Raw genomic sequence first — 26,058 nt, forward strand, 5'->3', positions numbered from 1 at the left:
ACCGGCCCCGCGGGAGGGGTCAGGCTCCGCTCGCCCCGAGCATGCCCTCACGCTCGACGATCTTCACGCGCTCGCGGCCCTGGGGCTCGCCGAGGGCCTTCTCCGCCGCGTCCAGGCGGTGCCAGCCTTCCCAGGTCGTGTAGCGGATGCTCCGCCCGGAGAGGAAGGACTCCACCGCGTCCGGCCCGGGCGAGGCGGGCGTGCGCAGGCGGCCCTGCGCGTGGTCGGCGAGGAGGTTGGCGACGGTCTCGTTGGCGTCGCCCTTGGTGTGGCCGATCAGACCGACCGGGCCGCGCCTGATCCAGCCGGTCACGTAGGTCGACGCCAGGTGCTCACCGGCCTCGACGACCCGGCCGCCCTCGTCCGGGACCGTGCCGGTCCCGACGTCCCAGGGCAGCTTGGCCAGCTCGTCCGAGAGGTAGCCCACCGCCCGGTAGACGGCCTGGACGTCCCAGGTGTGGAACTCGCCGGTGCCCTTGACGTTGCCGGTGCCGTCGAGCTCGGTGCGCTCGGTGCGCAGCCCCACGACCTTGCCGTCCTCGCCGAGCACCTCGGAGGGCGATTCGAAGAAGTGCAGGAAGAGCTTGTGCGGACGGTCGCCGATGTCGCGGATCGCCCAGTTCTCCAGGGTCTTCGCGACCATGTCCGCCTGCTTGTTGGCGCGGCGGGCGGCGATCGAGCCCTCGTCGTAGTCGATGTCCTCGGGGTTGACGATGACCTCGATGTTCGGCGAGTGGTCCAGCTCCCGCAGCTCCATCGGGCTGAACTTGGCCTGCGCCGGGCCCCGGCGGCCGAAGACGTGCACTTCGAGCGCCTTGTTGGCCTTCAGGCCCTCGTGGACGTTGGGCGGGATCTCCGTCGGGAGCAGTTCCTCGGCCGTCTTGGCCAGGATGCGGGCCACGTCCAGGGCGACGTTGCCGACGCCGAGGACGGCGACCTTCCGCGCTTCCAGCGGCCAGGTGCGCGGGACGTCCGGGTGCCCGTCGTACCAGGAGACGAAGTCGGCGGCGCCGTAGGAGCCGTCGAGCTCGATGCCCGGGATGGTGAGCGCGCGGTCGGCCGTGGCGCCGGTGGAGAAGATCACGGCGTCGTAGAACGTGTGCAGCTCGTCGAGGCTGATGTCGTTCGGGTAGTCCACGTTGCCGAAGAGGCGGACCTGCGGCTTGTCGAGCACCTGGTGCAGGGCGGTGATGATGCCCTTGATCCGCGGGTGGTCGGGGGCCACGCCGTACCGGATCAGCCCGAAGGGCGCCGGCATTCTCTCGAAGAGGTCGATGGACACACCGGGATCGGCGGCGGCCTCGGACTTCAGCAGCGCGTCGGCGGCGTAGATCCCTGCGGGACCGGCACCGACGATTGCTACCCGCAGGGGGCGAGGCATGACAAAGGTTCCCTTCGAGCGACAGCAAGCTGGATCAAGGGAAACCTTAAACTAAGGCAAACCTTACCCGACACCCGGTGTCTGTTTATGACCCCATAACCAAAAGTTATGACCCCACCAGGCCCCTCACAGGGTCGCACACCCCCGGCGCGGGCGTTCCCGCGCCTGTCCCGAAACCGCCCGCGCGGGCCGTCCCGCCCGGCCCCCCACCGGGGCCGCCCGGACCGAACTCGCTGGTCAGCGGTGGCCCCACCTGACAGACTGGAGCGGCTCGACCACCCCCAGGAGGACACATGGCAGACGAGACCGACACCCCGCAGGACGAATCCCCGGCCGACGAGGCCAAGCGCAGGTTCCGGGAGGCACTGGAGCGCAACGCGGCCAATGCCCAGTCCCAGCAGGCGCACCAGAGCCGCGCGAAGGTGCAGGGCTCCAGCAGCGGCCCCGGCGGCAAGAACAAGAAGGTCCGCCGCAAGACCGGCTGACCCTCGCACACGAGGAGCTCAGTCTCGCCGTCCCGGCGGCGGGACCGAGCGGGCTGCCCGTCGCGGGCGCCCGTGCGGGGCGGCACCGGCCGTGACCGCGTTGGGCCACTCGGGTGAGTGGCGATAACCCCGGGCGCCGACAGCAGTTGATCAGCTCGCCCTGCCGAGGGCAGCTATCTCATGCGACAGTGCGACAGAAGGACTCACCCCATGCTCAAGAAGTTCATGGCCACCGCCGCCGTCACCGCCTCCGTGCTCGGCGCGGGCGCCGCCGTGGCGACCCCGGCGATGGCGATCGGCAACGACGACGGCATCAACACCGTGAACGGCAACGGCTCCCAGCAGCTCTACGGCAACGGCCAGACCCACGGCGACCAGAGCCCGCAGCTCAGCGCGGTCCAGGGCTCCCTGAACAAGCTCTGCGTCGGCCTCCCCGCGAAGGTCAACGCCCAGTCCCTGGTGGCACTCCTCGCCAACGTCGGCGTCCAGGACGTCAACGTGCTGGCCAACCCGCAGAACCAGCAGTGCGCCGAGAACTCCACCCAGGCCAAGGGCGACGAGCCGCTCTCGCACATCCTGGACAACATCCCGGTCCTCTCCGGCAACGTCTCCGCCGGCAGCTGACCCACCGGGCCCGCGCGGCCCGCAGCCACCTCCCCACGGACACCGTCCTCCCGATCCGCACCGGCGCGACCTCACGGCGCCGGTGCGGATTCGTGTCCGGACCACGAACATCATGTGACGGCGGGGCAAAGGAAAGTTCCTCTGGTCTATACCTTGACAGGTCCAGACCAGCTTCTGTTCAGTGTCGGTAGCTGTCGCCCCATACGACAACTACCCCCACTCAAGGAGCAGTTACGTGATACGTGCGCTACACCGCCGCGCCCTCTCCCTGGCCGCCGCCGCTGCCATGACGGTCGGTCTCGCGATCTCCCTGCCCTCCTCCCCCGCCGCGGCGGCTCCGGCGTGCGTGACCCCCTGGGCCTCCGTCAGCGTGTACACGAACGGCACGAGCGCCTCGCACAACGGGCGCAACTGGAAGGCGAAGTGGTGGACGCAGGGCGAGACGCCCGGCACCACCGGACAGTGGGGCGTCTGGGCCGACCAGGGTGCCTGCGGCGTGCCGGACCCGGTGACGGACTTCGTGGTCACCGAGGCGCAGTTCAGCCAGATGTTCCCGAACCGCAACCCCTTCTACACCTACCAGGGCCTGGTCGACGCCCTGGCGGCCTACCCCGCCTTCACCAAGACCGGTGACGAGACGACCAAGCGCCGGGAGGCGGCGGCCTTCCTCGCCAACGTCTCGCACGAGACCGCCGGGCTCTACTACATCGTGGAGCAGAACAAGAACAACTACCCCCACTACTGCGACGCGACCCAGCCCTACGGCTGCCCCGCGGGCCAGGCCGCCTACTACGGTCGCGGACCGATCCAGCTGAGCTGGAACTTCAACTACAAGGCGGCCGGTGACGCCCTCGGCATCAACCTGCTGGCCAACCCGTACCTGGTGGAGACGGACCCGGCCATCGCCATGAAGACGGCGCTCTGGTACTGGAACACCCAGAACGGCCCGGGCACCATGACCCCCCACGCGGCGATGGTGAACGGCGCGGGCTTCGGCGAGACCATCCGCTCCATCAACGGCGCCCTGGAGTGCAACGGCGGCAACCCCGCCCAGGTCCAGAGCCGCATCAACAACTACAACAACTTCACCCAGCTGCTCGGTGTGACGCCGGGGAACAACCTCAGCTGCTGACACCGGCGACCCGTCGCCTTCCTGACGGGACGACAGCCTGACGGCCACCTGGCAGGCCCCACCCGGGCCGGCCAGGTGGCCGAGGTGTTTCCGGGGGGCCTCAGCGGGTGCGCAGGGCGGTGGCCAGCTGGGCGCGGGAGCGGACGTGCAGCTTCCGGTAGATCCGGGTCAGCCGGGCCTCCACCGTCTTGACGCTCACGAAGAGTTTGGCCGCGGCCTCCTGGTTGCTGGCGCCCTGGCCGACGAGGAGCGCGAGCCGGGTCTCGGCCTCGGTCAGGGCCGCGAACGCCACCGGCCGGCCCCCCTCGGCGGGGGACGGCTCCCCCGCCAGTTCCGCCCAGGGCCTGGCCCCGGCCCGGTCGAAGACCTCGGCCGCCGCGCGGAGCGCGGCGCGGGCGGGCGCGCGGCGGCGGCGCCGTCGCTCCACCCGGGCGAGCGCGAGCAGCGTACGGCCGTGCTCCAGGGGCAGGTGCAGGGCCGCGAACCGGTGCGCGGTGGCCTCCAGCAGGGCGACGGCTCCGTCGGCCTCGCCCCGCGCGGACAGGCACAGGCCCCGGGCCCGGTCGAGGGCGGCGAGCACGGTGGTGCGGCCCAGGCGCAGGGCGACCGTACGGACGGAGTCCAGGAGTTCGGCGGCCTCGCCGGGGCGGTCGGCGGCGACCAGGGCCTCCGCCAGTTCTCCGTGCCAGCGCAGCACCGAGGGGTCCACCACCTGCTGGGCGGCCTCCAGTTCGGCGACCCGGCGCAGGGTGGCGACCGCCTTCGCGGCCTCGCCGGTGGCCAGTTCGACCAGGCCGAGCACGTACAGGCCGCGGGAGAGGAAGACCTGGTCGCGTTCCTCCTCGGAGGCCCGGATGCCGCGCCGGGCGTACGCGGCGGCGCGGGCGAAGCTGCCGCCCGCCGCCTCGGCCATCGCGGCGACGTACCAGGCGGGGCCGGGCGAGAGGCCCGCCTCGATCGTCAGCTCCAGGGCGCTGCGGGCGTGGGCGGCGGCCGGGGCGCAGCGGCCTCGCCGCAGCTCGACCTCGGTGAGGCTGCGCAGGACCTCCAGGACGTCCTCGGCGGAGCCGGTGCTGCGCACGGCGGGGAGCAGTGCCAGGAGCTGGTGGCGGGCGTCGGTGAGGCGGTCGTCGAAGAGCGCGTGCCGGACGGCGAGGTACTGCGGCGCGTGGCGCATGCCGAGCGGTACCTCGGGGACGGGCAGGGCCAGTGCCCCGGCCAGGATCTCCTCGGCGTCCGGGTCCCCCAGGATGCGGCCCATGCGGGCGCGTACGGTCAGGGCCATGGCCTCGGCGGTCCGGTCGCCGCCGAGGGCGGCGAGGGCCCCGGCCCCGGCGGCGGCGTCGCGGGAGCGGACGGGGTCGCCGTCGCTGAGGTTGTGCTTCCAGGCGGTCCGCAGTTGCACGGCGGCCTGGAGCGAGGGGTCCCCGGCGGCGTCGGCGGCGGCGTGCGCGAAGGTCTCGTCGAGGGCGCCGAGGGCCTGGCCGGCGGCGTCGATGACGGCGAGCCGGGCCCGGACCCGGTCGGCGGGCGGGGCGTCGCGGGCCAGTACGGCGCGGGCGGCGCGGCGGGCGAGGTCGGCGCGGCCGGCCCAGCCCGCGTCCTCGGCGGCGCCGACGAGCCGGGCCAGTTCCTCCCCGGGCAGGTGGGACGGGGTGCGTTCGGCCGCGAGGAGGCCGAGTTCGGCGGCGAGGGCGCGCTGGCCGCGGCGGCGGCAGGCGGCGGCGGCCCCGGTGATCTCGGCGGCGAGCCGTTCGTCGGGGGTGTCCACGGCCAGCGCGCGGTGGCGTACCGCCTGGACGGGGTCGTCGACGGCGGTGGCCAGGGCGGCGTGTCCGGCGGCGCGTTCGGGCCAGCCCGCGTCGGCGGCGAGGGCGGTGCGCAGCGCCCCGGCGGTGAACTCCACCGCCCCGTCGGCCCCGACGGTGACCAGGGCGGCCTTCTCGGCACCGGCCAGCTCCGCCTCCGCGTCGGGGCAGCCGGCCCGGCGCAGCAGGGCGGTGGTCGGGCGGGTGGCGAGGGCGGCGAGGAGCAGGGTGCGGCGGGCCTGGCGGGGTGCCTCGGCGAGGAGGCGGCGGGCGACCTCGCGGGCCTGCCCGGACAGCGGCAGGGTGTCGGCGTGGTGGGCTCCGCCGTCGCGGGAGCCGGCGAGGGAGCGGCCGAGGGCGAGGGCGAGCCGGGGGTTGCCGCCGCTGGCCTGGTGGATGCGGCCGGCGAGGCGGGCGGGCAGGCCGCGGCGGACGAGGAGTTCGGCGACCTCGTCGGCGCCGAGCGGGGGGACCTGGATCTCGGGGGTGCCGGGGCCGCAGAGGGACTCGGCGGCCGGGGCGGCGCCCTGGACGCACTCGGCCACCAGGACCCGTACGCGGGGCGGGGTCAGGCGCAGGGCGAAGCGGAGCAGGGCGGCGGTCTCGGCGTCGAGCCACTGGGCGTTGTCGAGGACGAGCAGGACGGGGCGGCGGACGGCGAGGGTCCGCAGGACCTCGGTGACGGCGAGGCGCAGCGCGACGTGGTCGCGGCCGGCCCGGGGGGCGTCCGTCTCGCGGCGCAGGAGGGCGACGGCGGTGCGCTGGGGGCCGGAGAGGCGGTCCAGGGCGTCGGCCGGGACGGAGGCCAGCAGGGCGGCGGCGGAGGCTTCGGGGAGGAGCTGGTCGGCGGCTTCGGGGGCGAGGCGGAGCACGGTCTCGTGGCGGTCCTCGGCGGCGTCGGCGACGGCGCGCAGCAGTTCGCTCTTCCCGGCGCCCGCGGGGCCGGTGAGCAGGGCGCGGCCGTGCGTGGTCAGCGCGCGGCGCACCGCCTCGGCCAGTTCACCGTGTCCGATGCCCGTCGCGGCCTGCCCCGTCGCCTCCCCCACCCACCGCCACCAGCCTCTCGGTCCCGGGCTTCCATGCCGTTCTCGTCGGACATGCCGTTCTTATAAGAGGTGACAATACGAGGTCGGGTGCCGGGGCGACCCCGATTGTGACGCAGGAATCAGCGGGCGGTCCGGCGGTGCGCGCCGGAGAGCCGCCGGTACGGGTGTACCGGCGGCTGTGCGGGACGGGCTGCGGCCGGTGCGGCCGGACGCGGCGTCAGAAGCCGAGGCTCCAGGAGTCGATGTAGCCGGTGTCGGCGGAGGCCACGTCCTGGACCCGCAGCTGCCAGGTGCCGGCGGCGGGCAGGGCGGAGGCGTCGACGGTGTAGGTGGTGAGGAGGTTGTCGGCGCTGTCCCCGGAGGAGTTCTTCAGGCGCTGGACGACGGCGCCGCCGGGGCCGACGAGGTCGATCACGAGGTCGCCCCGGTAGCTGTGCTTGATGTCGACCGAGACGGTGAGCGCGGCCGGTGCGTTGCCGGTGCGGCCCGTGACGGTGATCGGGGAGGAGACGGCCGGGCCGTTGTCGGGGACGGCGACGTCGGTGGCGTTCTCGTGGACCGGGTCGGCGGGCCCGGAGGTCACGGCGGTCACGGTCCTGGCCGCGTCGGCGAGACCGGCGCCGCAGCCTCCGGTGCAGACACCGGCCAGCGGGCGGGCGTTGGTCTTGATCGCCGTCTCGATCTGGGCCGGGCTGAGCGTGGGCCTGGCGGCGACGAGGAGCGCGGCGAGGCCCGCGACGTGCGGGGCGGCCATGCTGGTGCCCTGGTAGGGCTTGTAGCTCTCGGTGCCCGGGGTGGTGGCGGCGGAGTTCAGCGTGGAGAGGATGCCGTTCTCGGGGGTGGTGACGGTGCCGGGCGTGTCGGTGGCGCGGCGGGTCTCGCCGCCCGGGGCGGTGATGTCGACGAGCCTGCCGAAGTTGGAGTAGAAGGAGCGGTCGCCCGTGCGGTTGCCGGCGGCCACGTTGATGACGTTGTTGCAGCTGGCGGGCGAGAAGCCGGCCGCGTCGGCGTTGCTGTTGCCCGCCGCCACGACGACGGTGGTGCCGCGGCCGACGGCGGCGTTGACGGCGTTCTGGTAGCTGGCGCCGCAGGTGCCCGAGCCGCCGAGGCTCATGTTGATGACCTTGGCGGGGGTGGTGTTCGCCGGGATGCCGGGGACGGTGCCGCCGGAGGCCCAGGTGATGGCGTCGACGATGTCCGAGGTGGTGCCGCCGCACTTGCCGAGGACGCGGACGGGCTGGATCTTCGCGCCGTGTGCGACGCCCGCGACGCCCTTGGCGTTGTTCGCGGCGGCGGCGATGGTGCCGGCGACGTGGGTGCCGTGCCAGGAGGAGTCACTGGCCTTGGAGCCGACGGCGCATTCGCCGGCCGCGCTCCAGTCGCCCTGGTCGGCGGGGTTGTTGTCGCGGCCGTTGCCGTCGCGGGCGCCGGTGGAGCTGGAGATGAAGTCGTAGCCCGCGACGATGTTGGGGGCCAGGTCCGAGTGGGCGACGTAGCCGGTGTCGAGCACGGCGACGGTGACGCCCGCGCCGGTGGTCCGGTCCCAGGCGGCGGGGACGTTCATGCCCGCGGTGGGCTCGAAGAGGTCCCACTGCTTGGCGTACTCGGGGTCGTTCGGGGTGGCCAGTGCGTAGGCGCGGGCGTCCGGCTCGACGTAGGCGACGTCGGGGTCGGCCCGGAACTGTGCCATCACGGTGGCCGCGTCGGCGGGGGCGGCGGAGCCGCCGAGGCTGACGAGGGCGGCGCCGGTGCCCAGGCGGCGGTCGAACTTCGTCTTCTTGCCCGCCTTGCGGCCCTTGGCGGCGGCGTCGTCGGTGGCGGCCGTGTCGGAACGGGCCTCGGTGGCCGAGGACTTGTAGCCGACGATGAGGTTCTCGACCGGCGCGGCGGGCGCGGGGAGAGCGGCGGGGGCCGGGGCCGGGGCGCCGGGGGTGAGGGCCACGGAGGTGGTGGCGGAGCCGGCGAGCAGGGTGGCGGACATCGCCACCACGGATATGAGCCTGCGTCTGGACGCGTGCACGGAAGGTCCCTTTCGGTGGCCGCGTCCGGGCGTGCCGGAGCGGCCGGTCGGTGCTGTGCGGGGGGTGGGCCGGCGGCTGCGGGGCCGGAGACGAGTCGGTCGGGCTCGCTCCGGCCACCGCTGCGCGCCGCGTCGCTCCGGCCCTGGCGGTGGGCGGGCGACGGCGGTACCGGCGACCGGACAGGCGTCACGGCACCGTGCCATGTGGGGTTGGCACGGGGGCCGCCTGACCTGGGGAAGATCGCCGGTGGGCAGAGAGTAGGCAGCGCGGAGGTGAACTCGCTACGGGGAAAACCCTTGTCGCGGCCTTGACGGCGGCGCGGGGCCGGCGGGGTACGGGGGCCCGGCGGCCGGTGGGGCGGTGGCGGGGCGGCCGGGCGGGGAGCGGGCGGGCGGGCGGTGGCGGGGTGGTCAGCGGGGCGGGAAGAGCTTGCGGAAGTAGCTCCAGCTCGTCTCGTTCGGTTCGCTCCACTCCTGCGGGGCGCGAGCGAACTCGGGGTGGTGGGCGGCGATGTGGGCGCGGGTGCGGTCGGGCACCTCGGTGTAGGAGCCGAGCTTGCGGCCCCGGCAGTGGAAGGTGAGGCCGCCGGGGCGGCCGCCCTGTTCCATCCAGGGCAGCCAGGGCGACATCCGGGTCCACGACATCGTGGCGGGGACGCTCGGCGCGTCGGTGGTGAGGACGGAGGCGGGCGCGAAGAACTGGAAGAGCTCCAGTGCCTTGTAGGTGTCGTCCGCCGAGTGGAGCGGGTACTGCGCGACCGGCAGCGGCGAGGGGTGCGCCAGCGGGATCTCCAGGCTGAAGCAGACCTGGTCGCCGAGGTCGGTCAGGGGCACCGGGAAGGGGCGCAGCCGCTGGTTGGCCGGGTCGTTCCAGACGTGGAGCACCGGCTTGTCCTGCCAGGTCTCCAGGATCTCCCGGGTCGCGGGGTCCAGGTAGAACGCGGCCTCGCGGGAGAGCAGTCGCAGGCCGCCGGTCTCCTCGTCGGGGATCAGGCGGGCGACGTTGAGCCCCTCGAAGCCGAAGAGGCGCCGGTAGGGCTCGTCGGGGGCCCAGGAGTAGATGTCGCCCGTCCACCAGAAGGTGACCTCGGCGCCGTCGAGCGAGGCGCGGGCGCGGGCGAAGGCGTTCAGGAGTTCGGCGGGTGTCATGGTCCGTACTCTGCGCGGTCGCCGCCCCGCCGGGCAAACGGCGGGGCGGCGGGGCCGGTCGGGCGGGTTCACCGGTTCATGGAGTCACGGGTCACGGGGTCACGGGGTCACGCGTCCGCCGGGTCACGGGTTGTGGAAGCGGACCTCGGGTGCTCCGGCGGACGGGCCGTCCAGGACGGGCCGGGACTCGCCCTTGAGGTGCTGGTCGAAGAAGGCCGCGACGTAACCCCGGGTCAGTTCGACGGCGCGGGCGCCGGGGAGCGGGGCCCCGGGGCGGACCACGCCGAGCTGGTCGGCGAGGGAGGGCATGTCGGTGAAGCCGGAGTGGTCGGCGCCGTCGACGGTGATCCAGCGCTTCCAGCCGTCGAGGAGCGGCCACGGCTCGCTCCAGGCGCCCGGGACGCCGGGCAGGGTGTCCTGCGCGCCGATCAGCAGGAAGGGACGGCCGCCGATGCCGCCCGCGGGGAACGGCGAGGACAGGGTGCCGTCCATGTCGATCCCGGCGCGCACGCGCGGGTCGGCCGCCATCGTCTGGATCGCGGAGGCGCCGCCGATGGAGTGCCCGGCCATGGCGATCCGGGTCCGGTCGATCAGGCCCGCGTGGCGCCAGGCCGGGTGACGGGCGGTCAGCCGGTCCAGGAGGAAGGAGACGTCGCGGCCCCGGGTCTCGGTGACGGCCCGGTGGCCGCCTTCCTTGTCGATCCGGTCGCAGGCCAGGCAGGGCGGTATCCGGCCGCCGGGGAAGGTGGTGGACACGCTCTCGTAGGCGTGGTCCACCGAGGCCACCAGGTAGCCCCGGGAGGCGAGGTCCTCGGCGAGCGCGGTGAGGGTGGCGCGGTGGAGGGTGAAGCCGGGCGAGAGCACGATCAGCGGGTGGCGGCCCGGGACCGGGCGGGCGCCGGTCCGCGCGTGGGACCGGGTGCCGGCGAGGGCCTCGGGCCCGATCACCCCGTCCAGCCCCTGGAAGGCCAGGAACAGCCGGGCCTCCTCGGTGCTGAGGTAGGGCGCGGGGGCGCCGCCGGTGGAGCGCCGGGCCGGGTAGGTCATGGTGACCATCAGCTCGCGGGGTCCGGAGCCGGCCCAGGGGTCGGTCCGGTCCCGGTCGACCAGGTGCAGGTCCTCCCGGCCGACCTCGAACCGGCCGGTGGGGCGCGGGAGTTCGGGGACCGTGGCGCGCTGCGCGGCAGGGACGGGAGCGGCGTACGAGGTGCCCGTGGTGGTGAGCAGGAGGGGGGAGAGGAGGGCGAGGAGCGTGACAGCGACCGCTGTCCGGCGTCGGATCATGCCACCGAACCTAGTGGGGCCGGCCTGGCGGATCATCAGCTCTCCGGCGTATCCGTGTCACCCTGGAGGTGGAGGCCGCGTGGCGCCGGTCCCCGTGCCCGGTCCGTGGGGACCGGGCGCGGGACGGGCCGCCGCCGGGGGCCGGGCCGGCCGGGGGTCAGGCCAGCCGGGGGTCAGGCCAGCCGGGGGTCAGGCCAGCCGGACGGGGAGTTCGTACAGGTCGTTCTGGGTCAGGATCGGCTTGTTGCGGAGCTCCTCGGGGCCGACGGCCAGGGTGAGGTCCGGGAAGCGGGCGTACAGGGCCGGGAGGGCGACCAGGGCCTCCAGGCGGGAGAGGGCGGCGCCGGGGCAGACGTGCGGGCCGTGGCCGAAGGAGATGTGGCGGTTGGGGGTGCGGGTGGCGTCGAACGCGCCCGCGGTCGGGCCGTGCTGGGCCTCGTCGCGTCCGATGGCGCCGAAGGAGACGATCAGGCCCTCGCCCCGGGGCAGGACCTGGTCGCCGACCTCGATGTCCTGGGCGGCGAAGCGGATCAGGACGTGCGAGGTGGGGGTGGACCAGCGCAGGGTCTCCTCGACGACGTTCTCCCAGGGGATCTCCCCCTTGAGGACGAGGGCGCGCTGCTCGGGGTGGGTCTCCAGGGCGACGACCGCGTTGACGATCAGGCTGATCGTGGTCTCGTGACCGGCCGCGACCATCAGCTGGAGGGTGTTGGTGATCTCCTCGGTGGTGAGGCGGTCGCCGTCCTCCCAGGCGGCGATGAGGGCGCTGGTGAGGTCGTCGCCCGGCTCCCGGCGCTTGGACTCCACGATGCGGGAGAACAGCGCGCCGAGGTCCGCCATCATCTGCGGCACTTCCTCGGGCAGGGTCTGCGTGGAGAAGAACTTCTCGAAGAGCGCCTTGAGCCGGGGGTGTTCGGCGGTGTCGACGCCCATCAGTTCGCTGATGACGTTCATCGGCAGCGGGTAGGCGAACGCGGCCTTGAGGTCGACGCTCTCCCCGGCGGGCCGCTCGGCCAGCCGGTCGAGCATGCCGGTGGTCAGCGCCTCGATGCCGGTCCGCAGCTTCTCGACCCGGCGGACCGTCAGGGCCTGGGCGACCAGGGTGCGCAGGCGGCGGTGCTCGTCGCCGTCGACGGTCAGCATGGAGCGGCCGGGGTTGGCGAGGCCGATCAGCGGCCAGTCCGGGGGGATCTCGCCGCGCTGCCAGGCGCCCCACACGCCGATGTCCTTGACCAGCCGGGGGTCGGTCAGCAGCCGGCGGGCCTCGGCGTGGTGCGTGACGGCGTGGACGCCCACCCCGCCGGGCAGGACGACCCGGACCAGCGGGCCGGCGGCGCGCAGCGCGGCGCTCTCGGCGTCGAGGTCGGTGACGAAGGGGTCGAGGGTGAGGGCGGCGGGGGTGGCGTGGTCGACGGGGCACGTCATCGGGTGGCTCCAAGGGCGGGGGTCGGGGTGTAGGTGACCGGGAGCGCGGACAGGCCCCGCAGCCAGGGCGAGGGGCGCCGGGAGAGGGTGGCGGCGGGGACGGCGAGGTCGACGTCGGGCAGCCGGTCGAGGAGGACCTCGATGCCGGTGCGGGCGATGACCTCGGCGACCTCCTGGGCGGGGAAGGGGCAGCGGTGCTCGCCGTGGCCGAAGGAGAAGAAGGCGTTGTTGCCGCCGGTCAGGGCGGACGCGTCGGTACGCACGTGCGGGTCGGCGTTGGCGGCGGCGAGGCCGAGGAGGACGAGGTCGCCGCGGGCGATGCGCCGGCCGCCGAGCTTGGTGTCGCGGGAGGTCCAGCGGCCGGCCACGTTCTGGGTGGGGGTGTCCTCCCACAGCACCTCGTTCATGGCCTCGCCGACGCTGTGCCGTCCGCCCGCGAGCGAGGCCGCGAACCGGTCGTCGGTGAGCATGAGGCGCAGGGAGTTGCCGATCCAGTCGGCGGTGGGCTGGTGGCCGGCGGCCATCATCACCATCAGGTCCTGGGCGATCTCCTCCAGGGTGAAGCCGGCCTGGTTGGCGAGCATCCGGGAGGCGACGTCGGGGCCGGGCGCGGCCTGTTTGGCGGCGAGCAGCGCGAACATGGACCCGCCGAGGTGGCGCTGGCCGTCCAGGGCCCCCTCCCGCCCGTTGATCATGTCGTTCATGGCGGTGACGAGGCCGGGGCCCTGTTCGTCGGGGAAGCCGTAGATCCGGGCGAGGACCCGCAGGGGCAGGAGCATGGCGTACTGGGCGACGATGTCGCACTCGCCCTTGCCGCAGAGCGCGTCGATCAGTTCGTCCGCGAACCGCTCGGCGTGGCCCTTGAGTTCGAAGGGGTCCACCGCTTCCAGCGCGTCGCAGATCACGGCGGCCCGTTCCCGGTGGCGTTCGCCGACGGTGTAGAGGATCGACGGCTGCTTGCGGCCGATCATCGGGAGCAGCGGCCAGTCGGCGGGGATGCGGTCCCACTGGTTCCACAGGTCGGAGTCGCGGGAGAAGAGCACCGGGTCGCTGGTGACCTGGTGGAGTTCGCGGTAGCCGAGGACGAGCCAGGCCGGTATGTCGCCGTCGAGGACGACCGGGGCGACGGCGCCGTGGTCGCGCCGCATCTCCCGGTAGAGCTCGGTCGGGTCGGTCTGGAACCGGGGCCCGCCCAGGGGGACGGGCGGGTGCTCGGGGGTGGTCACGGGGTGGGCTCCGGGGTCTTCGGCAGGCGGGCCGCGAGGGTGGTCTGGAGGTGCTGGACGAGGGAGATCAGGACGTGCTTGCTGGAGGTGCGGACGCGGGCGTCGCAGAAGACCAGCGGGACCTCGGCCGGGAGGTCGAGGGCCTCGCGGATCTGGTCGGGGGTGTGGGCGGGGCCGCCGAAGTCGTTGCAGGCGACGACGAAGGGGGTGCCGTGGTGTTCGAGCCGGTCGATGGCGTACCAGGAGTCGGCGAGGCGGCGGGTGTCGACGAGGACGACCGCGCCGAGGGTGCCGGAGAAGAGCCGGTCCCACAGGAACCAGAACCGTTCCTGGCCGGGGGCTCCGAACAGGTAGAGGACGTTGTGCGCGTCGAGGGTGATGCGGCCGAAGTCGAAGGCGACGGTGGTGGCGCTCTTCGCGGCGATCCCGTCGGTGGAGTCGACGGCCTCGCCGGCCTTGGTCATCGTCTCCTCGGTGTTCAGCGGGCGGATCTCGCTGACCGAGCGGACCATGGTGGTCTTGCCGACGCCGAAGCCGCCCACGATGACGATCTTCAGGCCGTTGTCGGCGGTGCTCCGCAGGGCCTGGCGGGGTGGTGGCGGGGGCTCCCCCGGTCTCGGTCCCAGGGGACCTTCTGCGGGGACGGCGTCAGAGGTTACGGAGTCCAACGAGCACCTGCTCCAGGATGTCGAGGTCGGGAAGGCTGTACGCCGAGTGCGCCGTACGCGGGTGGCGGGCGCTGATCCGGCCGGTGTCGTGGAGGTCGGCGAGGAGGATGCGGACGATCGACACCGGCAGCCGCAGTTCGGCGGCGATCTCCACGACGGCTGTCGGGTACTGGCACATGCGCAGGATCGCCGCGTGCTCGGACTGCATGCCGGGCACCGGGTCGTACTCGGCGACGATCAGGGTGACCAGGTCGAAGGCGTCGGAGCCGGAGCGGCTGCGGCCGCCGGTGAGGGTGTAGAACCGGTCCGGGGTGTCGTCCCGGCCCGGCCTGCTCCTGCTCATCCCCGGGGCCGGGCGATGAGGTGCTCGCCTAGCTGTTCGACCAGTTCGGACATGTTGTGGCCGACGAGGCCCGCGTCCGCTTCCTCGGTGGCGACGAGCGCGAGGTGGGCCCCCTCGCCGGCCTCGACGATGAAGAGGATGCCGCCGTAGAACTCGGCCATGGCGGAGCGGACGCCGCCGGTCCCGTCGCCGAACTCGATGGAGGCCCCGTGCGAGAGGCTCTGGATGCCGGCGGCGATCGCGGCGAGCTGGTCGGCCTGGTCGACGGAGAGCTCCGGGGTGCGGCACAGCTTGAGGCCGTCGCGGGAGAGCACGAGGCCGTGGCGGGCGCCGGGGGTCCGCTCCAGGAGGCCCTCCAGGAGCCAGCTGAGGGTCTCGTCGGTGGTGGAGCCGGTCATTCCGTGTTGCCTTCCGGGTGCGGGGGGTTGGGTGACGGCGTGGGCGGCGCGGAGGCGTCGCGGACCGCCTGGCGGAAGCTGCCGAAGCGGGCGGCCGACCGGGAGGCGCCGGTGGGGGCGGTCCCGGTGCGGGCCGCCGCGGAGGCGGCGTCGGGTCCTTCGGGGTGGGCGGCGGCCAGGGTCCGGCCGCGCCTGCGCCGGGGGAGGCCGCTCTCGCCGAGCAGCGGGTGCTCGCCGGTGGACTCGGCGGCGGAGCCGTCCGCGGCGGGTGCGGCGGCCTCGGGGCGGGTACGGTCTCCCGCGCCCTCGGCGGCGGGCGGCCCGGCGGGGCGGTCGTGGACGGCCTCGGGCGCGGGGGCCGGGGCGGCGGCGGGCGGGGGGAGTGCGGCGGTGACGGCGACGAGGGCGGGCGTGGGACCGGCCTCGGCCGGGGTGCGGTTGACCAGTTCCTGGGGCAGCATCATCAGCGCGCCCGTGCCACCGCGCGCCGAGGGCCGGAAGGAGACCTTCAGCCCGTGCTTGCGGGCGAGGCGGCCGACGACGGCGAGGCCGAGCCGGGTGCCGGAGAGCCCGGCCAGGTCCAGCGACTCGGCGCGGACGGCCCGTTCGGCGCGGCGGAGCTGGACCTCGCTCATGACGAGGCCGCTGTCCTCGACGGTGATGATGATGCCGGCCGGGACCTCCTCCACGTAGACGTGGACCTCGGCGGTGGGCGGCGAGAAGTTCGCGGCGTTGTCGAGGAGTTCGGCGAGGGCGTGCATGACGCCTTCGGCGGCGTGCCCGGCGACGGCCGCTTCGCTGGTGCAGTGGAGCCGGACCCGCTGGTAGCCGCCGATGCGGCCCATGGCTCCGCGCAGGATGGACTCCATGACGATCGGCTTGGCCCAGCGGCGGCCCGAACGGGCGCCGGTGAGGACGGCGATGGAGTCGGCGAGGCGGCCCGCCTGGGCGGTGCGGTGGTCGAGGTGGAGCAGGTCGCCCAGGACGTCCTCGTCGGCGTGCCGGTGTTCCATGTCGCGGAGGTCGGCGAGCATGCCGGTGGCGAGGGCCTGCATCCGGCCGGCCGCGTTGGCGGCGGCGGCCATGGCGGCGGCCCGTCCGGACTCGGCGCGGCGCAGGCGGTTGCCGAGCCGCTCGCGGGAGGCGCTCTGGGCGGCGGTGAGCTGGTCGAGCTCGGTGGAGTGGACGAAGGCCAGGCTCTCCAGCTCGGCGGCGTGGGCGCCGGCCAGGCGACCGCGTTCGGCGGTGTGCGCCGCGGCGCCGCGCGCCGCGTCGGCGGTCAGCCGGGCGATGCGCGCGTCACGGTCGGCGAGTTCGGCGCCGAGGCCGGTGACCCGGGCGCGCAGCAGTTGGGCGGTGCGCGTGGCCCAGGTCACGGCGAAGGCCGCGAGGGCGAGCAGCACCGCGCCCGCGCCGGAGAACCAGGCGAGGGGGGTGCGGACGGAGGGCGGGGCCGCGGCCACCGCCGCCGCGCAGAGAGCGCCGGCGGCCACTGCGGTGATCAGCAGGGCCAGCGCGGAGGGGCGAAGGGGGGAGGGCGAAGCCGTCATCGATCAAAGCCTCATACGGGGCGTAAATGGAGGAGAGCGTTCCTGTGGCAACGAGAACCAACTATAGGAGAGTTATTGATCGTTTTGGAAAGGTTCTGGCGACTATCGCGTTCTGCAATGACAACTGACGGGTGGTTTGGGGTATTTTGCCACGAGTGGGAGTGCGTAGGGGAAGGGATGGAGGAAGGCGTAGGGGAAGGCGTCCACCGGCTGTCGAGAACAGGCCGCCGGAGCCCGGGAGCCGGGCAGACCGGGGCGGGGGGCCTCCCCGGCGGCCCGGCACGGAAAATCCGGCAAGGACACGCAGGAGTGGAACGATCATCACATTGCGGTCCATGACATCCTGTGACGTCACAACTCGCCGGACGGTATCGGCGGACGTCCGGGGGATATGGGGAAGGTCATGAGGCTCTGCTTCCTGGTGGAGGAGCACTACCGCCACGACGGCATGCCGAACGAGGTGATCCACCGGCTCGAAGCCTGGGGACACCGGGTCGACGTGGTGCGGCCGGGCGGCTCGCTGCTGCGGATGACCGAGGTGGTGAACGCGGGGGCCCACGACGCCTGGGTGCTCAAGACGGTCTCCGGCGGCCCCGGTCTGACCCTGCTGGAAGCCGCCGCGGCGGCCGGGGCGACCACGGTCAACGACGCCCGGTCGATCCGGGGCGTCCGGGACAAGGCGCTGGCCGCCGCCATCGGGCGGGCCCGGGGGCTCCCGCTGCCGCCGACCTGGGCGGTGGCCCGCCCCGAGCTGCTCCGGGAGATACCGGCGGCGGAGTACCCCCTCGTCGTCAAGCCCGCGGACGGCAGCTCCGGCCGGGCGGTGCACCTGGTGACCTCGCCGGAGCGGCTGGAGTCGATGCTCCCGGACCTCGCGGGCGAGGGCATGCTCATCGCCCAGCCCTACGTGCCCAACCCGGGCACCGACATCAAGGTGTACGCGGTCGGCGGCGAGCTGTTCGCTACCGAACGCTGCTCCCCGCTCCACCCCGACCCCGCCGTACGGGAGCGCCGCGTACCGCTGTCGTCCGAGGTCGCGGCGATCGCCGCGCAGGTGGGGGCGGTGTACGGGCTCGACCTGTACGGGGTGGACGTGCTGCTGGGCCCCGACGGGCCGGTGGTCGTCGACGTGAACGACTTCCCGAGCTTCCGTCAGGTGCCGGACGCGACGGCGCGGGTGGCCCGTGCGGTGCTGGACCTGGCCCGCAAGGGCGGCTCGGCGGACGGCGCCGGGTACCCGCTGCCCGTGCCGGTCCCGGCGCAGGTGTCGGCGGGCGCGGGCGCCGGGGCGGGTGACCCCGTATGAGGATCGCCCTGATCACCCCGGAACCCGGCCATCCGCTGCTGGCGGCGGCCACGGCCGTGCTGGTGGACGCCGGGCACGACGTGGCGGCCCTCGATCCGTCCGCGCCGCAGGAGCCCCTCGGGCCCCTGGCCGACGTGTACCTGCTGAAGTCGCGCACCCCGGGGGCGCTGGCGCTGGCGCGCGGGCTGGAGCGGCGGGGCGCCACCGTGGTCAACCCGTCCGCGGCGACCGCGCTGTGCCAGGACCGCACGCTGATGGCGGAGCGGGCACTGCGGGCGGGGCTGCCCTTCGCCCGGACCCGTACGCACGCCTCCTTCCGCGGGTGGGCCCGCGGCGCGCGGCTCGCCGCCCCCGTGGTGGTCAAGAGCCGGTACAGCCGCCGGGGCGACCTGGTCGCCCGCGCCGACGGCGCCGCGCGGCTGCGGGAGCTGGCGCGGGCGTGGCCGCAGGAGCCGGTCGTGGTGCAGGACTTCACGCCCAACAGCGGCTGGGACCACAAGCTGTGGGCGATCGGGGACCAGGTCTTCGCGGCCCTGCGCCGCTCCGAGCTCTCCCCCGGGGGCCGCGGCCCCACGGAGCCGCTGCCCCTCGGCGCCCTGCCCGCCGGATGGGCGGACCTGGTGCGCCGGACCGGCGAGGTGTTCGGGCTGGACGTCTACGGCGTGGACATCGTCCAGGCCGTGGACGGGAGCCCGCTGATCGTGGACGTCAACGCCTTCCCCGGCATCCGGGGCCAGGCCGGCGCCCCCCGGGCCCTGGCGGCGCTGGCCCTGCGCCGGGCGGCCGGACCCCGTACCCAGGACGTGCCGCCGGCCTGACCGCGGACGGGCCCCGGGGGCGGGAGGCCGGGGCCGCTACTTGATGACCTCGACCTTCTTGTCGCCCGCGGCCTTCGCGTACGCCGGGGCGCTCGCGCCCAGCACGGTGACGGTGAGGGCGAGCAGGACGGAGACGACGGCGGTCGTCCGCTTGCGGTTCACGGTTCCCCCTGAGGGTTCGGGACGGCTCCGCCGGAGCGGCGGTGGCGGCAGCCTCTCACCGGGGCACGGGCCCGGCAAGGCCCGGACGGTGTCCCGTCACGCCGGGTGGTCCACGGCCTCCGCGATCACCTCGGGCAGCCACTGCGTGAGCCGGCCGAAGCCGAAGCCGAGCCCGGCGGCCCGGCTGTTGTCCATGGCGTAGGGGTGGTCGAGGGCGTACGGCGAGACGGGGGTGGCCGCGTCCTCGACGAACCGGTACAGCGGCGTCCGGCCGAGCCGCCCGCCGATGAACTCGCAGAGTCCCCGCACGTCGAGGGCGCCGTGGGAGGAGGCGTTGACCGGTCCGGTGAAGGTCTGTTCCGCCGCCCAGTGCAGGAGGTCGGCGATCTCCCGGTGGTGGATGAAGGAGGTGAGGTGCGAGCTCGCGCGGACGTCGACGGGGACGCCCGCGCCGATCCGCCCGACGTAGTGCGCGAGGCGCCCGGTGAAGTCCTCGGCGCCGCCGCCGAGGACGTGCGCGGTGCGTACCGAGACGTAGGGGAAGGCGGGGTCGCGCAGGAAGACGGCCTCGGCCTGCCGCTTCCCCTCGGAGTAGGCGCTGTCGACGCCGATGGCGCGTTCCACCAGGCCCAGGTCGTGCCAGGGGAGGCCGGTGACGGCCGGGACGCGCGCGAGGTCGAGGGAGTCCTCGGTGAGGGGGAGTTCCGGCGCGGGGGTCACCGGGGAGGCGAAGGTGGCCGGGTTGTAGACCTCGATCGTGGAGGTCATCACGTACCGCCCGGTCCGCCCGGCGAAGACGCGCCGGGCGACGGCGGCCTGGAGGGGGGTGTAGCAGACCTGGTCGACGACGACGTCGAAGGTGCGCGGGCCGAGCGCCGCCCGCAGGTGCTCCTCGTCGCCGCGGTCGGCGACGAGGTGGGTGACACCGGCGGGCGGGGCGGCGGAGCCGCGGTTGAGGACCGTGACCTCGTTGCCGGCGTCGCGTACCAGGGCGACCAGGTGCTTTCCGAAGTACCGGCTTCCGCCGATGACAAGAATCTTTCGCATGCGTCCGACTCTGCCGCGCTATCGTCCCCGGCAGAACTGGTGGTCGACTGAACGCGTCGTAAGGAAAACTGATGATCGATGTGCAGCGGCTGCGCGTCCTGCGGGCCGTGGCCGAGCACGGCAGCTTCAACAAGGCGGCCGGGGCCCTGCTCCTGACCCCCTCGGCCGTCTCCCAGCACATCGCCTCGCTGGAGCGCAGCCTCGGCCAGCCGGTGGCCGTGCGCAGCACCCGCGGGGTCACCCTCACCGAGCCCGGACGGCTGCTGGTGGAGGCGGCGGAGACGATATCCGCCGAACTGGACCAGGTCCGCCACGCGATCGACCGGCTCGCCGCGGACCGGCCCCGGCTGACGGTCGCCACCTTCACCAGCGGGGGCAGGTACCTGCTGCCCCGGGCGCTGTCCCGGTTCGTGGCCGCCCATCCGGAGGTGGAGCTGACGGTGGTGGAGGGCGAACCGGACGCCGCCGTGCCGATGGTCCGCGGCGGGGCCGCGGACCTCGCGCTGGCCTACCACGTCGACGGGCCGCCGCCGGTACGGCGGGACGAGCGCCCGGGGCTCGACTGGGTGCCGCTGATGGACGATCCGCTGTGGCTGGTCCTGCCGCCCGGCCACCGTCTGGCGGGGCGCGCCTCGCTGGGCCTGGGCGAACTCGCGGCCGACCGCTGGGTGCTCGGCTGCCTCAGGACGGAGGCGTTCCTCCACCGGTACGCGGCGCTCGCCGGGTTCGACCTGCGGGTGGCGGCCTCCACCACCGACTACTTCTTCGCGCAGACCCTGGTCGCGGCGGGCGTCGGCGTCTCCCTGGTGCCCCAGGTCTCGCTGGCCCCGGCCGCCGGGCCGGAGCTGGTGACGGTCCGGGTCGAGCCGCCGAGGCCCGCCCGGCACATCGGCCTGGTGCTCCCCCGCGGGCGCCGCGCCCGGCCGTACACCGCCACGCTGGCCGCCGCCCTGGCCGAGGCGGCGGCGCCCGGCCCGGACGCGTAGGCCGCCGCGCGGCCCCGGGACGGGTCGGGCGGGGCGGGGGGTCGGGCGTGCCCCGGGCGGGGGGTCGGGCGTGCCCCGGGCGGGGGGCAAAGATCGCCGAAACGGGTCAGCACCGCGGCCCACGCGGGTGAAGCTCCGGCCATGACCCGTTCCCACCTGCGGAGAAGCCCGTTGGAGCGGGTATGAGCACTCCGATGGACGTCCCGATACTGTCCGTTCCCGCCCCGCGCGACGGGGCCTTCCCCGGGGCCGGGTCACCGGCCCGTCCCCGCCCGCTGCCGTGCGTGCGGGCCACCCTCCTCGACGGCGTCCTCTCCGTCACGCTGGCCGGGGAGTTCGACCACCACACCTGCGCTCCCCTGCACGGCCTCCTCGCGCGGGGCGCCGCCCACGGCGCCCGGCGCCTGGTCCTCGACACGGCCCTGGTCTCCTTCTGCGACTCGGCCCTGCTCCACGTCCTGGACCAGTGGGCCCTGGCCGGGCGCCGCGCGGAGCTGGTCACCACCTCGCGCGCCGTCCGGCTGCTGCTGGCCGCCGCGGGCCGCGCGCGGGCCCGGCGCCGGGCGCGGCCCGGCGGGTAGCGCGCCCGCGGCGCCCGGTGCCCGGCCTCGCGCGGTGACCGCCGCCCGGGGGGCCGGAGCGGGGCGGCGTCCCGCCCGCCGCCGTGCCTCCCGCACCCCGTCGGCCCGTCCCCGGACGGAGCCCGCGGGGGCATCCGTCACTTCCGTGCACCGGGGGTCGTTAGGGCCTGGGGGGTTGACCCCGGGGGCGAAGGGATGATGATATGCGGCAGTTTCCTCTGGAAATGCACGAGGTGACACCCGGTCGGGTGGTCGAGTGGCGGTTGCGGTCCACGGCGGAACAGGCCGGGGAGCGGGTCGACGCGGCGGGCAGGAGGGCCTCCTTCAACCAGGACAAGCACTTCACCGTCGCCGAGGAGAGCCGCGCGGCCGACGACCCCGCCGCCTCCTGGCTCGCCGTCACCTTCGAGGTCGCGGGCGCGCTGGACGAAGCCGCGCTGGCGCAGTCCCTGCTCTCCTTCGTCGGACGGCACGAGGTGCTGCGCTGTGCCTTCCGCCGCCTGGCCGGGGAGCTGGCGTGCGAGCCGCTGGCCCCCGGCGAACTCGCCCTCGACTCCGAGGAGGTGGGCGCCTTCGACAGCTCCGAGCTGCTGCGCGGCTTCCTCGTCGAGCGGTTCAAACGGAGCATCGACACCCTCTCGTGGCCGCTGTTCACCATGGGGGCGGTGGTCCGCGCGGACTCCGCGACGGTCTATCTGGCCTTCGACCACATCGTGTGCGACGGCATGTCGATGCCGATCGTCGTCCACGAGGTCCTGACCTCCTACGAGGCCCTGTGCCGGGGCGAGGAGTGCGTGCTGGCGCCCGCCCCGAGCTATCTCGACTTCGCCGACGAGCAGCGCCGCCGCTACCTCTCCATCGACGCCGGGGACGCCCGCCTGGACTACTGGAAGACCTTCATCGCGCGCAACGGGGCGTTCTTCCCCCGTTTCCCGCTCGATCTGGGCGTGGAGCCGGACCGGATGTACCCGATCGTCAACGAGGCGTCCCTGCTGCTGGACGCCGCCGAGGCGGACGTCTTCGAGAAGACGTGCCTCGCGGCCGGCGGCAAGCCGTTCATGGGCGTGCTGGCCGCCGTCGCCGTCTGTCTGCGGGAGGCGGGCGGGCCCGGTGTCTACCGGGGCTTCATGCCGGTCAGCGAGCGCGGCCGGGGGACGTGGGCGGACTCGGTGGGCTGGTTCGTCAACACCATGCCCATCGAGTTCGACGCCTCGCCCGGCCGGGACTTCGCCCAGGTCATGGCAGCGGTCCGGGAGGGTTTCGCCGAGATGATCGGCCATATCGACGTACCGTTCGTGCGGGCCTGGGAGCTGCTGGCGCCCGAGGAGTTCGCCGCGCGTTCCTGGCCGTACCCGGTGAACTTCTTCTCGTACATCGACATGCGCAAGTGCCGGGGCGCCGAGCGCCACGAGGAGTGGCGGCCCGCCAGCCATGTGTGGTCGGCGCGGGCCAACGGGGCCTGCTCCTGGTTCCAGCGGGACACGGACGGGCTGCACATGAACTCCATCTACGTCGACACCCCGGCGGCCCGGCGCACCATGGGCGACTTCCTGGAGGCGCTGCGGCGGACGGTGCAGGAGATCACGCGCTCCGGCGGGTTCGGCCGGCCCCTCGCGCTCCCGCCGCCCCGCAGGCCCGCCCTGGCTCCGGCCGGCCACGGCGGCCGGAGCCGGTAGGGGCACGGGCGGACCCGGGGCGGGGGGCGGGCGGGACCGACCCAGGGTCCGGCCGAAGCCGCCCCGCCACTTCCTGCCGGAGAGTCCCTACCGGCGAGTAGGCTCGCGGCCCAGGCCCCTCCGAGAGGAACTCCCGATGCCGCGTCCCCCCTCCTCCCCCTTGCTGCTCGCCGGGCTCCTGGCCGGGGCGGCGGTGGCGCACGCGGTCGCGCCCCGGCAGTTCGACGCGATCGTCCCCCGCTCCCTGCCGGGCGGCCCGCGCCGGTGGACGTACGCGAGCGGGGCGGCGGAGCTGGCCCTCGCCGCCGGGGTCGCCCACCCCCGGACCCGGCGCGTGGCGGCGCTGGCCACGGCCGCGTTCTTCGTCGGCGTCTTCCCCGCGAACGTGAAGATGGCCGCCGACGCGCGCCGGCGCTCCCCCGCCGCCCGCGCCGTGGCCTTCGGCCGGCTGCCGCTCCAGGTACCGCTGGTGCTCTGGGCGCACCGGGTGAGCCGCGGCGCCGGGCGCGGTCAGGGGCTGTCGCCCGACCAGTCCCAGCGGTCCGGGTCGGCCGCGCGGCGGCGGTAGTGGGTCCGGCCGCCCGCGCCGTAGCGTCCGGTCTCGGTGGGGAGCCGGGCCTCCTCGGCGAGGCGCGGCCCGCTCCAGCCGGTGAGGTCGAGGAGCAGCCCGTCGAGGGGGCCGCCCACCAGCTCGCCGTAGACCCGGCCGGGGCGCGGGCCGGGGTCGTCGTGGTCGGCGCCGTAGACCCGGCGCCGGAGCATCCTGTCGTCCATGCCGACCAGCTTCGCCGACCCCACTGACAACGGGCCCGGCCTCCGCTCCGCCGGGACGGAGCCGCCGCGCGGGGCGGACCGCCGGGCGGCGATGATGGGGGCGCGCGGCCGGTCGTGCGGCCGGTCGTGCGGCGCACCGGACCGGGGCCCGCACGGAAGCCGCAGCGCACCAGGCACACGAGGCACAGGAGCACCACCTATGACACGTCGAATCCACCAGCCACTGGAGGACCAGGAGTTCGACTTCATCCTCTCGATGGCGGGAGGTCCGGTTCTCGCCTACTTCACCGGGAGCTGGCCCAAGGCCCTTCAGGCGTGCCGCGCGATGGACTCCGTCGTGGACGAGCTGGCGCGGGAGTACGGGAACCGGTTCACGGCCGTCCGCGCCGACATGACCCGCTGCCCCGGTCCGACCAGGCGGTACGGCGTGACGGGCGCCCCCACGGCCGTTCTCGTCAAGGACGGCGAGGCGGTCGCGAGCCAGGCCGGGCCGATGACGCGCGAGGAGTTCCGGGCCTTCCTGGACGCCCATCTGTGAGCGGGGGCCTCCCCGGCCGGGGAGGTCCGCGGCCGTGACGGGATGTGGCCGGAACTGACATAGGTAGAATAGGTGCCTGAGGCATGTAATGGAGTCGGTGAGACGGAACCAGCGCTTGCGAGGTGCTTCATGTCGGAAACCGTTGCCTTCCCGCAGGACCGGACCTGCCCCTACCAGCCGCCTGCCGCGTACGAACCCCTGCGGAAGGAACGGCCGCTCTCCCGGGTGACCCTCTTCGACGGCCGCTCCGTGTGGGTGGTCACCGGGCACACCGAGGCACGCGCCCTGCTCTCGGACGCCCGGCTCTCCTCCGACCGCCGCAACGACGCGTTCCCCATGACCACCGCGCGGCTGAAAGGGCTGGTGAACCGGCGGCCCGCCCTCATCGGGGTCGACGACCCCGAGCACAACGTCCAGCGGCGGATGCTGATCCCCAGCTTCACGGTGAAGCGGACCGCCTCCCTGCGCCCGCAGATCCAGCGGACCGTGGACGGGCTGCTCGACGCGATGATCGCCCGGGGGCCGGGCGCGGAGCTGGTCGGCGCCTTCGCGCTGCCGGTGCCGTCGATGGTGATCTGCGCCCTGCTCGGGGTCCCGTACGAGGACCACGAACTCTTCGAGGGGCAGTCGCGGCGGCTGCTGCGCGGGCCGGGGGTCGCCGATGTGGAGGAGGCCCGGCGGCAGCTGGAGGGCTATCTGACCGGCCTGATCGGGCGCAAGCGGGCGGAGCCCGGTGACGGGCTGCTGGACGAGCTGATCGCCCAGCGCCTGGAGACGGGCGAGATCGACGTCGAGGAGCTGGTGTCGCTCGCCCTGATCCTGCTGATCGCGGGGCACGAGACCACGGCGAACATGATCTCGCTCGGCACCTTCACCCTGCTGCGCCACCCGGAGCAGCTCGCCGAGTTCCGCTCCGACCCGGAGCTGCTGCCGGCGGCGGTGGAGGAGCTGATGCGGTTCCTGTCGATCGTCGACGGGGTGCTGCGGGTGGCCACCGAGGACATCGAGGTGGGCGGGGCCACCATCCGCGCGGACGACGGGGTCGTCTTCCCCGCCTCGGTCATCAACCGCGACGAGTCCGTCTTCGCCGATCCCGACCGGCTGGACTGGCACCGCCCGAAGGGGCACCACGTGGCCTTCGGTTTCGGCATCCACCAGTGCCTGGGGCAGAACCTGGCCCGCGCCGAGATGGAGATCGCGCTGCGCACGCTGTTCGCGCGGCTGCCCGGTCTGCGGCTCGCGGCCGATCCCGCACTCATCCCCTTCAAGCCCGGAGACACCATCCAGGGCATGATCGAACTTCCCGTGACGTGGTGAGGGCCATGACATCCGCACGCCTGCACATCGACATCGACACCGGCGTCTGCATCGGCGCCGGCCAGTGCGTCCTGACCGCACCCGAGGTGTTCACCCAGGACGACGACGGTTTCAGCATGCTGCTGCCCGGCCGTGAGGACGGCGCCGGCAGCCCGCTGGTCCGCGAGGCCGCCCGCGCCTGCCCGGTCTCCGCCATCACCGTGAAGGAGGAATGAGCCCGGGGCCCCGGGGGGGGGGGGGGGGGGGGGGGGGGCGGGGCCGGGCGCGCCCCCCGCGGGGGGGGGGGGGGGGGGGGGGCGGCGGCGCGGGGGCCG

General features: G+C 74.4%; 26 protein-coding genes. 12 read left to right on the forward strand and 14 right to left on the reverse strand.

Features of this window, described 5'->3' with window-relative positions; translation table 11 throughout:
- Nucleotides 1–19: 19 nt before the first annotated feature.
- Nucleotides 20–1,381, reverse strand: a complete 1,362-nt coding sequence (locus ACIA5F_RS20495) for an FAD-dependent oxidoreductase (RefSeq protein WP_399354911.1) — start codon at nucleotides 1,379–1,381, stop codon at nucleotides 20–22.
- 293 nt (nucleotides 1,382–1,674) lie between these two features.
- Between ACIA5F_RS20495 and ACIA5F_RS20500 the strand changes: the two genes are divergently transcribed.
- The 3 genes from ACIA5F_RS20500 (at nucleotide 1,675) to ACIA5F_RS20510 (ending at nucleotide 3,622) form a co-directional block, all read left to right on the forward strand.
- Nucleotides 1,675–1,866 carry a DUF5302 domain-containing protein gene (locus ACIA5F_RS20500; RefSeq protein ID WP_399354913.1) on the forward strand — a complete coding sequence of 64 codons (192 nt, stop codon included), beginning with the start codon at nucleotides 1,675–1,677 and terminating at the stop codon, nucleotides 1,864–1,866.
- A 210-nt stretch (nucleotides 1,867–2,076) separates the two neighbouring features.
- Nucleotides 2,077–2,490: a rodlin gene (locus ACIA5F_RS20505; RefSeq protein WP_399354914.1), complete on the forward strand. Its 414-nt coding sequence runs from the start codon at nucleotides 2,077–2,079 to the stop codon at nucleotides 2,488–2,490.
- Nucleotides 2,491–2,776: 286 nt separating this feature from the next.
- Complete coding sequence (locus ACIA5F_RS20510; RefSeq protein WP_399354997.1) at nucleotides 2,777–3,622, forward strand: glycoside hydrolase family 19 protein; 846 nt, start codon at nucleotides 2,777–2,779, stop codon at nucleotides 3,620–3,622.
- Nucleotides 3,623–3,722: 100 nt separating this feature from the next.
- Here ACIA5F_RS20510 and ACIA5F_RS20515 read toward each other — a convergent pair whose 3' ends face one another.
- From ACIA5F_RS20515 to ACIA5F_RS20560, 10 genes are all read right to left on the reverse strand, one after another.
- Nucleotides 3,723–6,476: an AAA family ATPase gene (locus tag ACIA5F_RS20515; RefSeq protein ID WP_399354915.1), complete on the reverse strand. Its 2,754-nt coding sequence runs from the start codon at nucleotides 6,474–6,476 to the stop codon at nucleotides 3,723–3,725.
- 217 nt (nucleotides 6,477–6,693) lie between these two features.
- Nucleotides 6,694–8,457, reverse strand: coding sequence for a S8 family serine peptidase (locus tag ACIA5F_RS20520; protein ID WP_399354999.1), 1,764 nt, complete (start codon nucleotides 8,455–8,457; stop codon nucleotides 6,694–6,696).
- 450 nt (nucleotides 8,458–8,907) lie between these two features.
- Nucleotides 8,908–9,645, reverse strand: coding sequence for a DUF1838 family protein (locus ACIA5F_RS20525; RefSeq protein WP_399354917.1), 738 nt, complete (start codon nucleotides 9,643–9,645; stop codon nucleotides 8,908–8,910).
- 123 nt (nucleotides 9,646–9,768) lie between these two features.
- Nucleotides 9,769–10,929 carry an alpha/beta hydrolase family protein gene (locus tag ACIA5F_RS20530; RefSeq protein WP_399354919.1) on the reverse strand — a complete coding sequence of 387 codons (1,161 nt, stop codon included), beginning with the start codon at nucleotides 10,927–10,929 and terminating at the stop codon, nucleotides 9,769–9,771.
- Nucleotides 10,930–11,118: 189 nt separating this feature from the next.
- Nucleotides 11,119–12,354: a cytochrome P450 gene (locus ACIA5F_RS20535; protein WP_399354921.1), complete on the reverse strand. Its 1,236-nt coding sequence runs from the start codon at nucleotides 12,352–12,354 to the stop codon at nucleotides 11,119–11,121.
- Nucleotides 12,351–13,580 carry a cytochrome P450 gene (locus tag ACIA5F_RS20540; RefSeq protein WP_399354923.1) on the reverse strand — a complete coding sequence of 410 codons (1,230 nt, stop codon included), beginning with the start codon at nucleotides 13,578–13,580 and terminating at the stop codon, nucleotides 12,351–12,353. The genes ACIA5F_RS20535 and ACIA5F_RS20540 overlap by 4 nt, the downstream gene beginning before the upstream one ends.
- Nucleotides 13,577–14,248, reverse strand: a complete 672-nt coding sequence (locus tag ACIA5F_RS20545) for a GTP-binding protein (RefSeq protein WP_399354925.1) — start codon at nucleotides 14,246–14,248, stop codon at nucleotides 13,577–13,579. Before ACIA5F_RS20545 ends, ACIA5F_RS20540 begins: the two co-directional genes overlap by 4 nt.
- Nucleotides 14,229–14,591: a DUF742 domain-containing protein gene (locus ACIA5F_RS20550; protein ID WP_399354927.1), complete on the reverse strand. Its 363-nt coding sequence runs from the start codon at nucleotides 14,589–14,591 to the stop codon at nucleotides 14,229–14,231. The genes ACIA5F_RS20545 and ACIA5F_RS20550 overlap by 20 nt, the downstream gene beginning before the upstream one ends.
- Complete coding sequence (locus ACIA5F_RS20555; protein WP_399354929.1) at nucleotides 14,588–14,989, reverse strand: roadblock/LC7 domain-containing protein; 402 nt, start codon at nucleotides 14,987–14,989, stop codon at nucleotides 14,588–14,590. The genes ACIA5F_RS20550 and ACIA5F_RS20555 overlap by 4 nt, the downstream gene beginning before the upstream one ends.
- Entirely contained in the window at nucleotides 14,986–16,539 is a 1,554-nt protein-coding gene (locus ACIA5F_RS20560) for a sensor histidine kinase (protein WP_399354931.1), read from the reverse strand. The genes ACIA5F_RS20555 and ACIA5F_RS20560 overlap by 4 nt, the downstream gene beginning before the upstream one ends.
- 403 nt (nucleotides 16,540–16,942) lie before the next feature.
- On the opposite strand from ACIA5F_RS20560, the gene ACIA5F_RS20565 reads away from it, so the two are divergent.
- On the forward strand, nucleotides 16,943–17,845 hold the full coding sequence (locus ACIA5F_RS20565; protein ID WP_399354933.1) for a RimK family alpha-L-glutamate ligase: 903 nt from the start codon (nucleotides 16,943–16,945) through the stop codon (nucleotides 17,843–17,845).
- Nucleotides 17,842–18,663 carry a RimK family alpha-L-glutamate ligase gene (locus ACIA5F_RS20570; protein ID WP_399354935.1) on the forward strand — a complete coding sequence of 274 codons (822 nt, stop codon included), beginning with the start codon at nucleotides 17,842–17,844 and terminating at the stop codon, nucleotides 18,661–18,663. Before ACIA5F_RS20565 ends, ACIA5F_RS20570 begins: the two co-directional genes overlap by 4 nt.
- 36 nt (nucleotides 18,664–18,699) lie before the next feature.
- On the opposite strand, the gene ACIA5F_RS20575 is transcribed toward ACIA5F_RS20570, so the two are convergent.
- Nucleotides 18,700–18,825 carry a hypothetical protein gene (locus tag ACIA5F_RS20575; protein WP_399354937.1) on the reverse strand — a complete coding sequence of 42 codons (126 nt, stop codon included), beginning with the start codon at nucleotides 18,823–18,825 and terminating at the stop codon, nucleotides 18,700–18,702.
- A 96-nt stretch (nucleotides 18,826–18,921) separates the two neighbouring features.
- Nucleotides 18,922–19,872, reverse strand: a complete 951-nt coding sequence (locus tag ACIA5F_RS20580; RefSeq protein WP_399354939.1) for a reductase — start codon at nucleotides 19,870–19,872, stop codon at nucleotides 18,922–18,924.
- A gap of 71 nt (nucleotides 19,873–19,943) precedes the next feature.
- Between ACIA5F_RS20580 and ACIA5F_RS20585 the strand changes: the two genes are divergently transcribed.
- The 4 genes from ACIA5F_RS20585 (at nucleotide 19,944) to ACIA5F_RS20600 (ending at nucleotide 23,683) form a co-directional block, all read left to right on the forward strand.
- Nucleotides 19,944–20,858 carry a LysR family transcriptional regulator gene (locus ACIA5F_RS20585; RefSeq protein ID WP_399354941.1) on the forward strand — a complete coding sequence of 305 codons (915 nt, stop codon included), beginning with the start codon at nucleotides 19,944–19,946 and terminating at the stop codon, nucleotides 20,856–20,858.
- A 194-nt stretch (nucleotides 20,859–21,052) separates the two neighbouring features.
- Nucleotides 21,053–21,439: an STAS domain-containing protein gene (locus ACIA5F_RS20590; protein WP_399354943.1), complete on the forward strand. Its 387-nt coding sequence runs from the start codon at nucleotides 21,053–21,055 to the stop codon at nucleotides 21,437–21,439.
- A gap of 203 nt (nucleotides 21,440–21,642) precedes the next feature.
- Complete coding sequence (locus ACIA5F_RS20595) at nucleotides 21,643–23,115, forward strand: condensation domain-containing protein (protein ID WP_399354945.1); 1,473 nt, start codon at nucleotides 21,643–21,645, stop codon at nucleotides 23,113–23,115.
- 136 nt (nucleotides 23,116–23,251) lie between these two features.
- Entirely contained in the window at nucleotides 23,252–23,683 is a 432-nt protein-coding gene (locus tag ACIA5F_RS20600; protein ID WP_399354947.1) for a hypothetical protein, read from the forward strand.
- Here the strand turns inward: ACIA5F_RS20600 and ACIA5F_RS20605 are convergent.
- On the reverse strand, nucleotides 23,626–23,889 hold the full coding sequence (locus ACIA5F_RS20605) for a hypothetical protein (protein WP_399354949.1): 264 nt from the start codon (nucleotides 23,887–23,889) through the stop codon (nucleotides 23,626–23,628). The genes ACIA5F_RS20600 and ACIA5F_RS20605 overlap by 58 nt on opposite strands.
- A gap of 199 nt (nucleotides 23,890–24,088) precedes the next feature.
- On the opposite strand from ACIA5F_RS20605, the gene ACIA5F_RS20610 reads away from it, so the two are divergent.
- The 3 genes from ACIA5F_RS20610 (at nucleotide 24,089) to ACIA5F_RS20620 (ending at nucleotide 25,959) form a co-directional block, all read left to right on the forward strand.
- Nucleotides 24,089–24,427 (forward strand): thioredoxin family protein, encoded by a 339-nt coding sequence (locus ACIA5F_RS20610; RefSeq protein ID WP_399354951.1) that lies wholly within the window; start codon nucleotides 24,089–24,091, stop codon nucleotides 24,425–24,427.
- Nucleotides 24,428–24,556: 129 nt separating this feature from the next.
- Nucleotides 24,557–25,744, forward strand: a complete 1,188-nt coding sequence (locus ACIA5F_RS20615) for a cytochrome P450 (protein WP_399354953.1) — start codon at nucleotides 24,557–24,559, stop codon at nucleotides 25,742–25,744.
- Nucleotides 25,745–25,764: 20 nt separating this feature from the next.
- On the forward strand, nucleotides 25,765–25,959 hold the full coding sequence (locus ACIA5F_RS20620) for a ferredoxin (RefSeq protein WP_399355001.1): 195 nt from the start codon (nucleotides 25,765–25,767) through the stop codon (nucleotides 25,957–25,959).
- Nucleotides 25,960–26,058: the final 99 nt, after the last annotated feature.

Source organism: Streptomyces sp. NPDC051567, from assembly GCF_044454165.1.
Classification (GTDB): domain Bacteria; phylum Actinomycetota; class Actinomycetes; order Streptomycetales; family Streptomycetaceae; genus Streptomyces.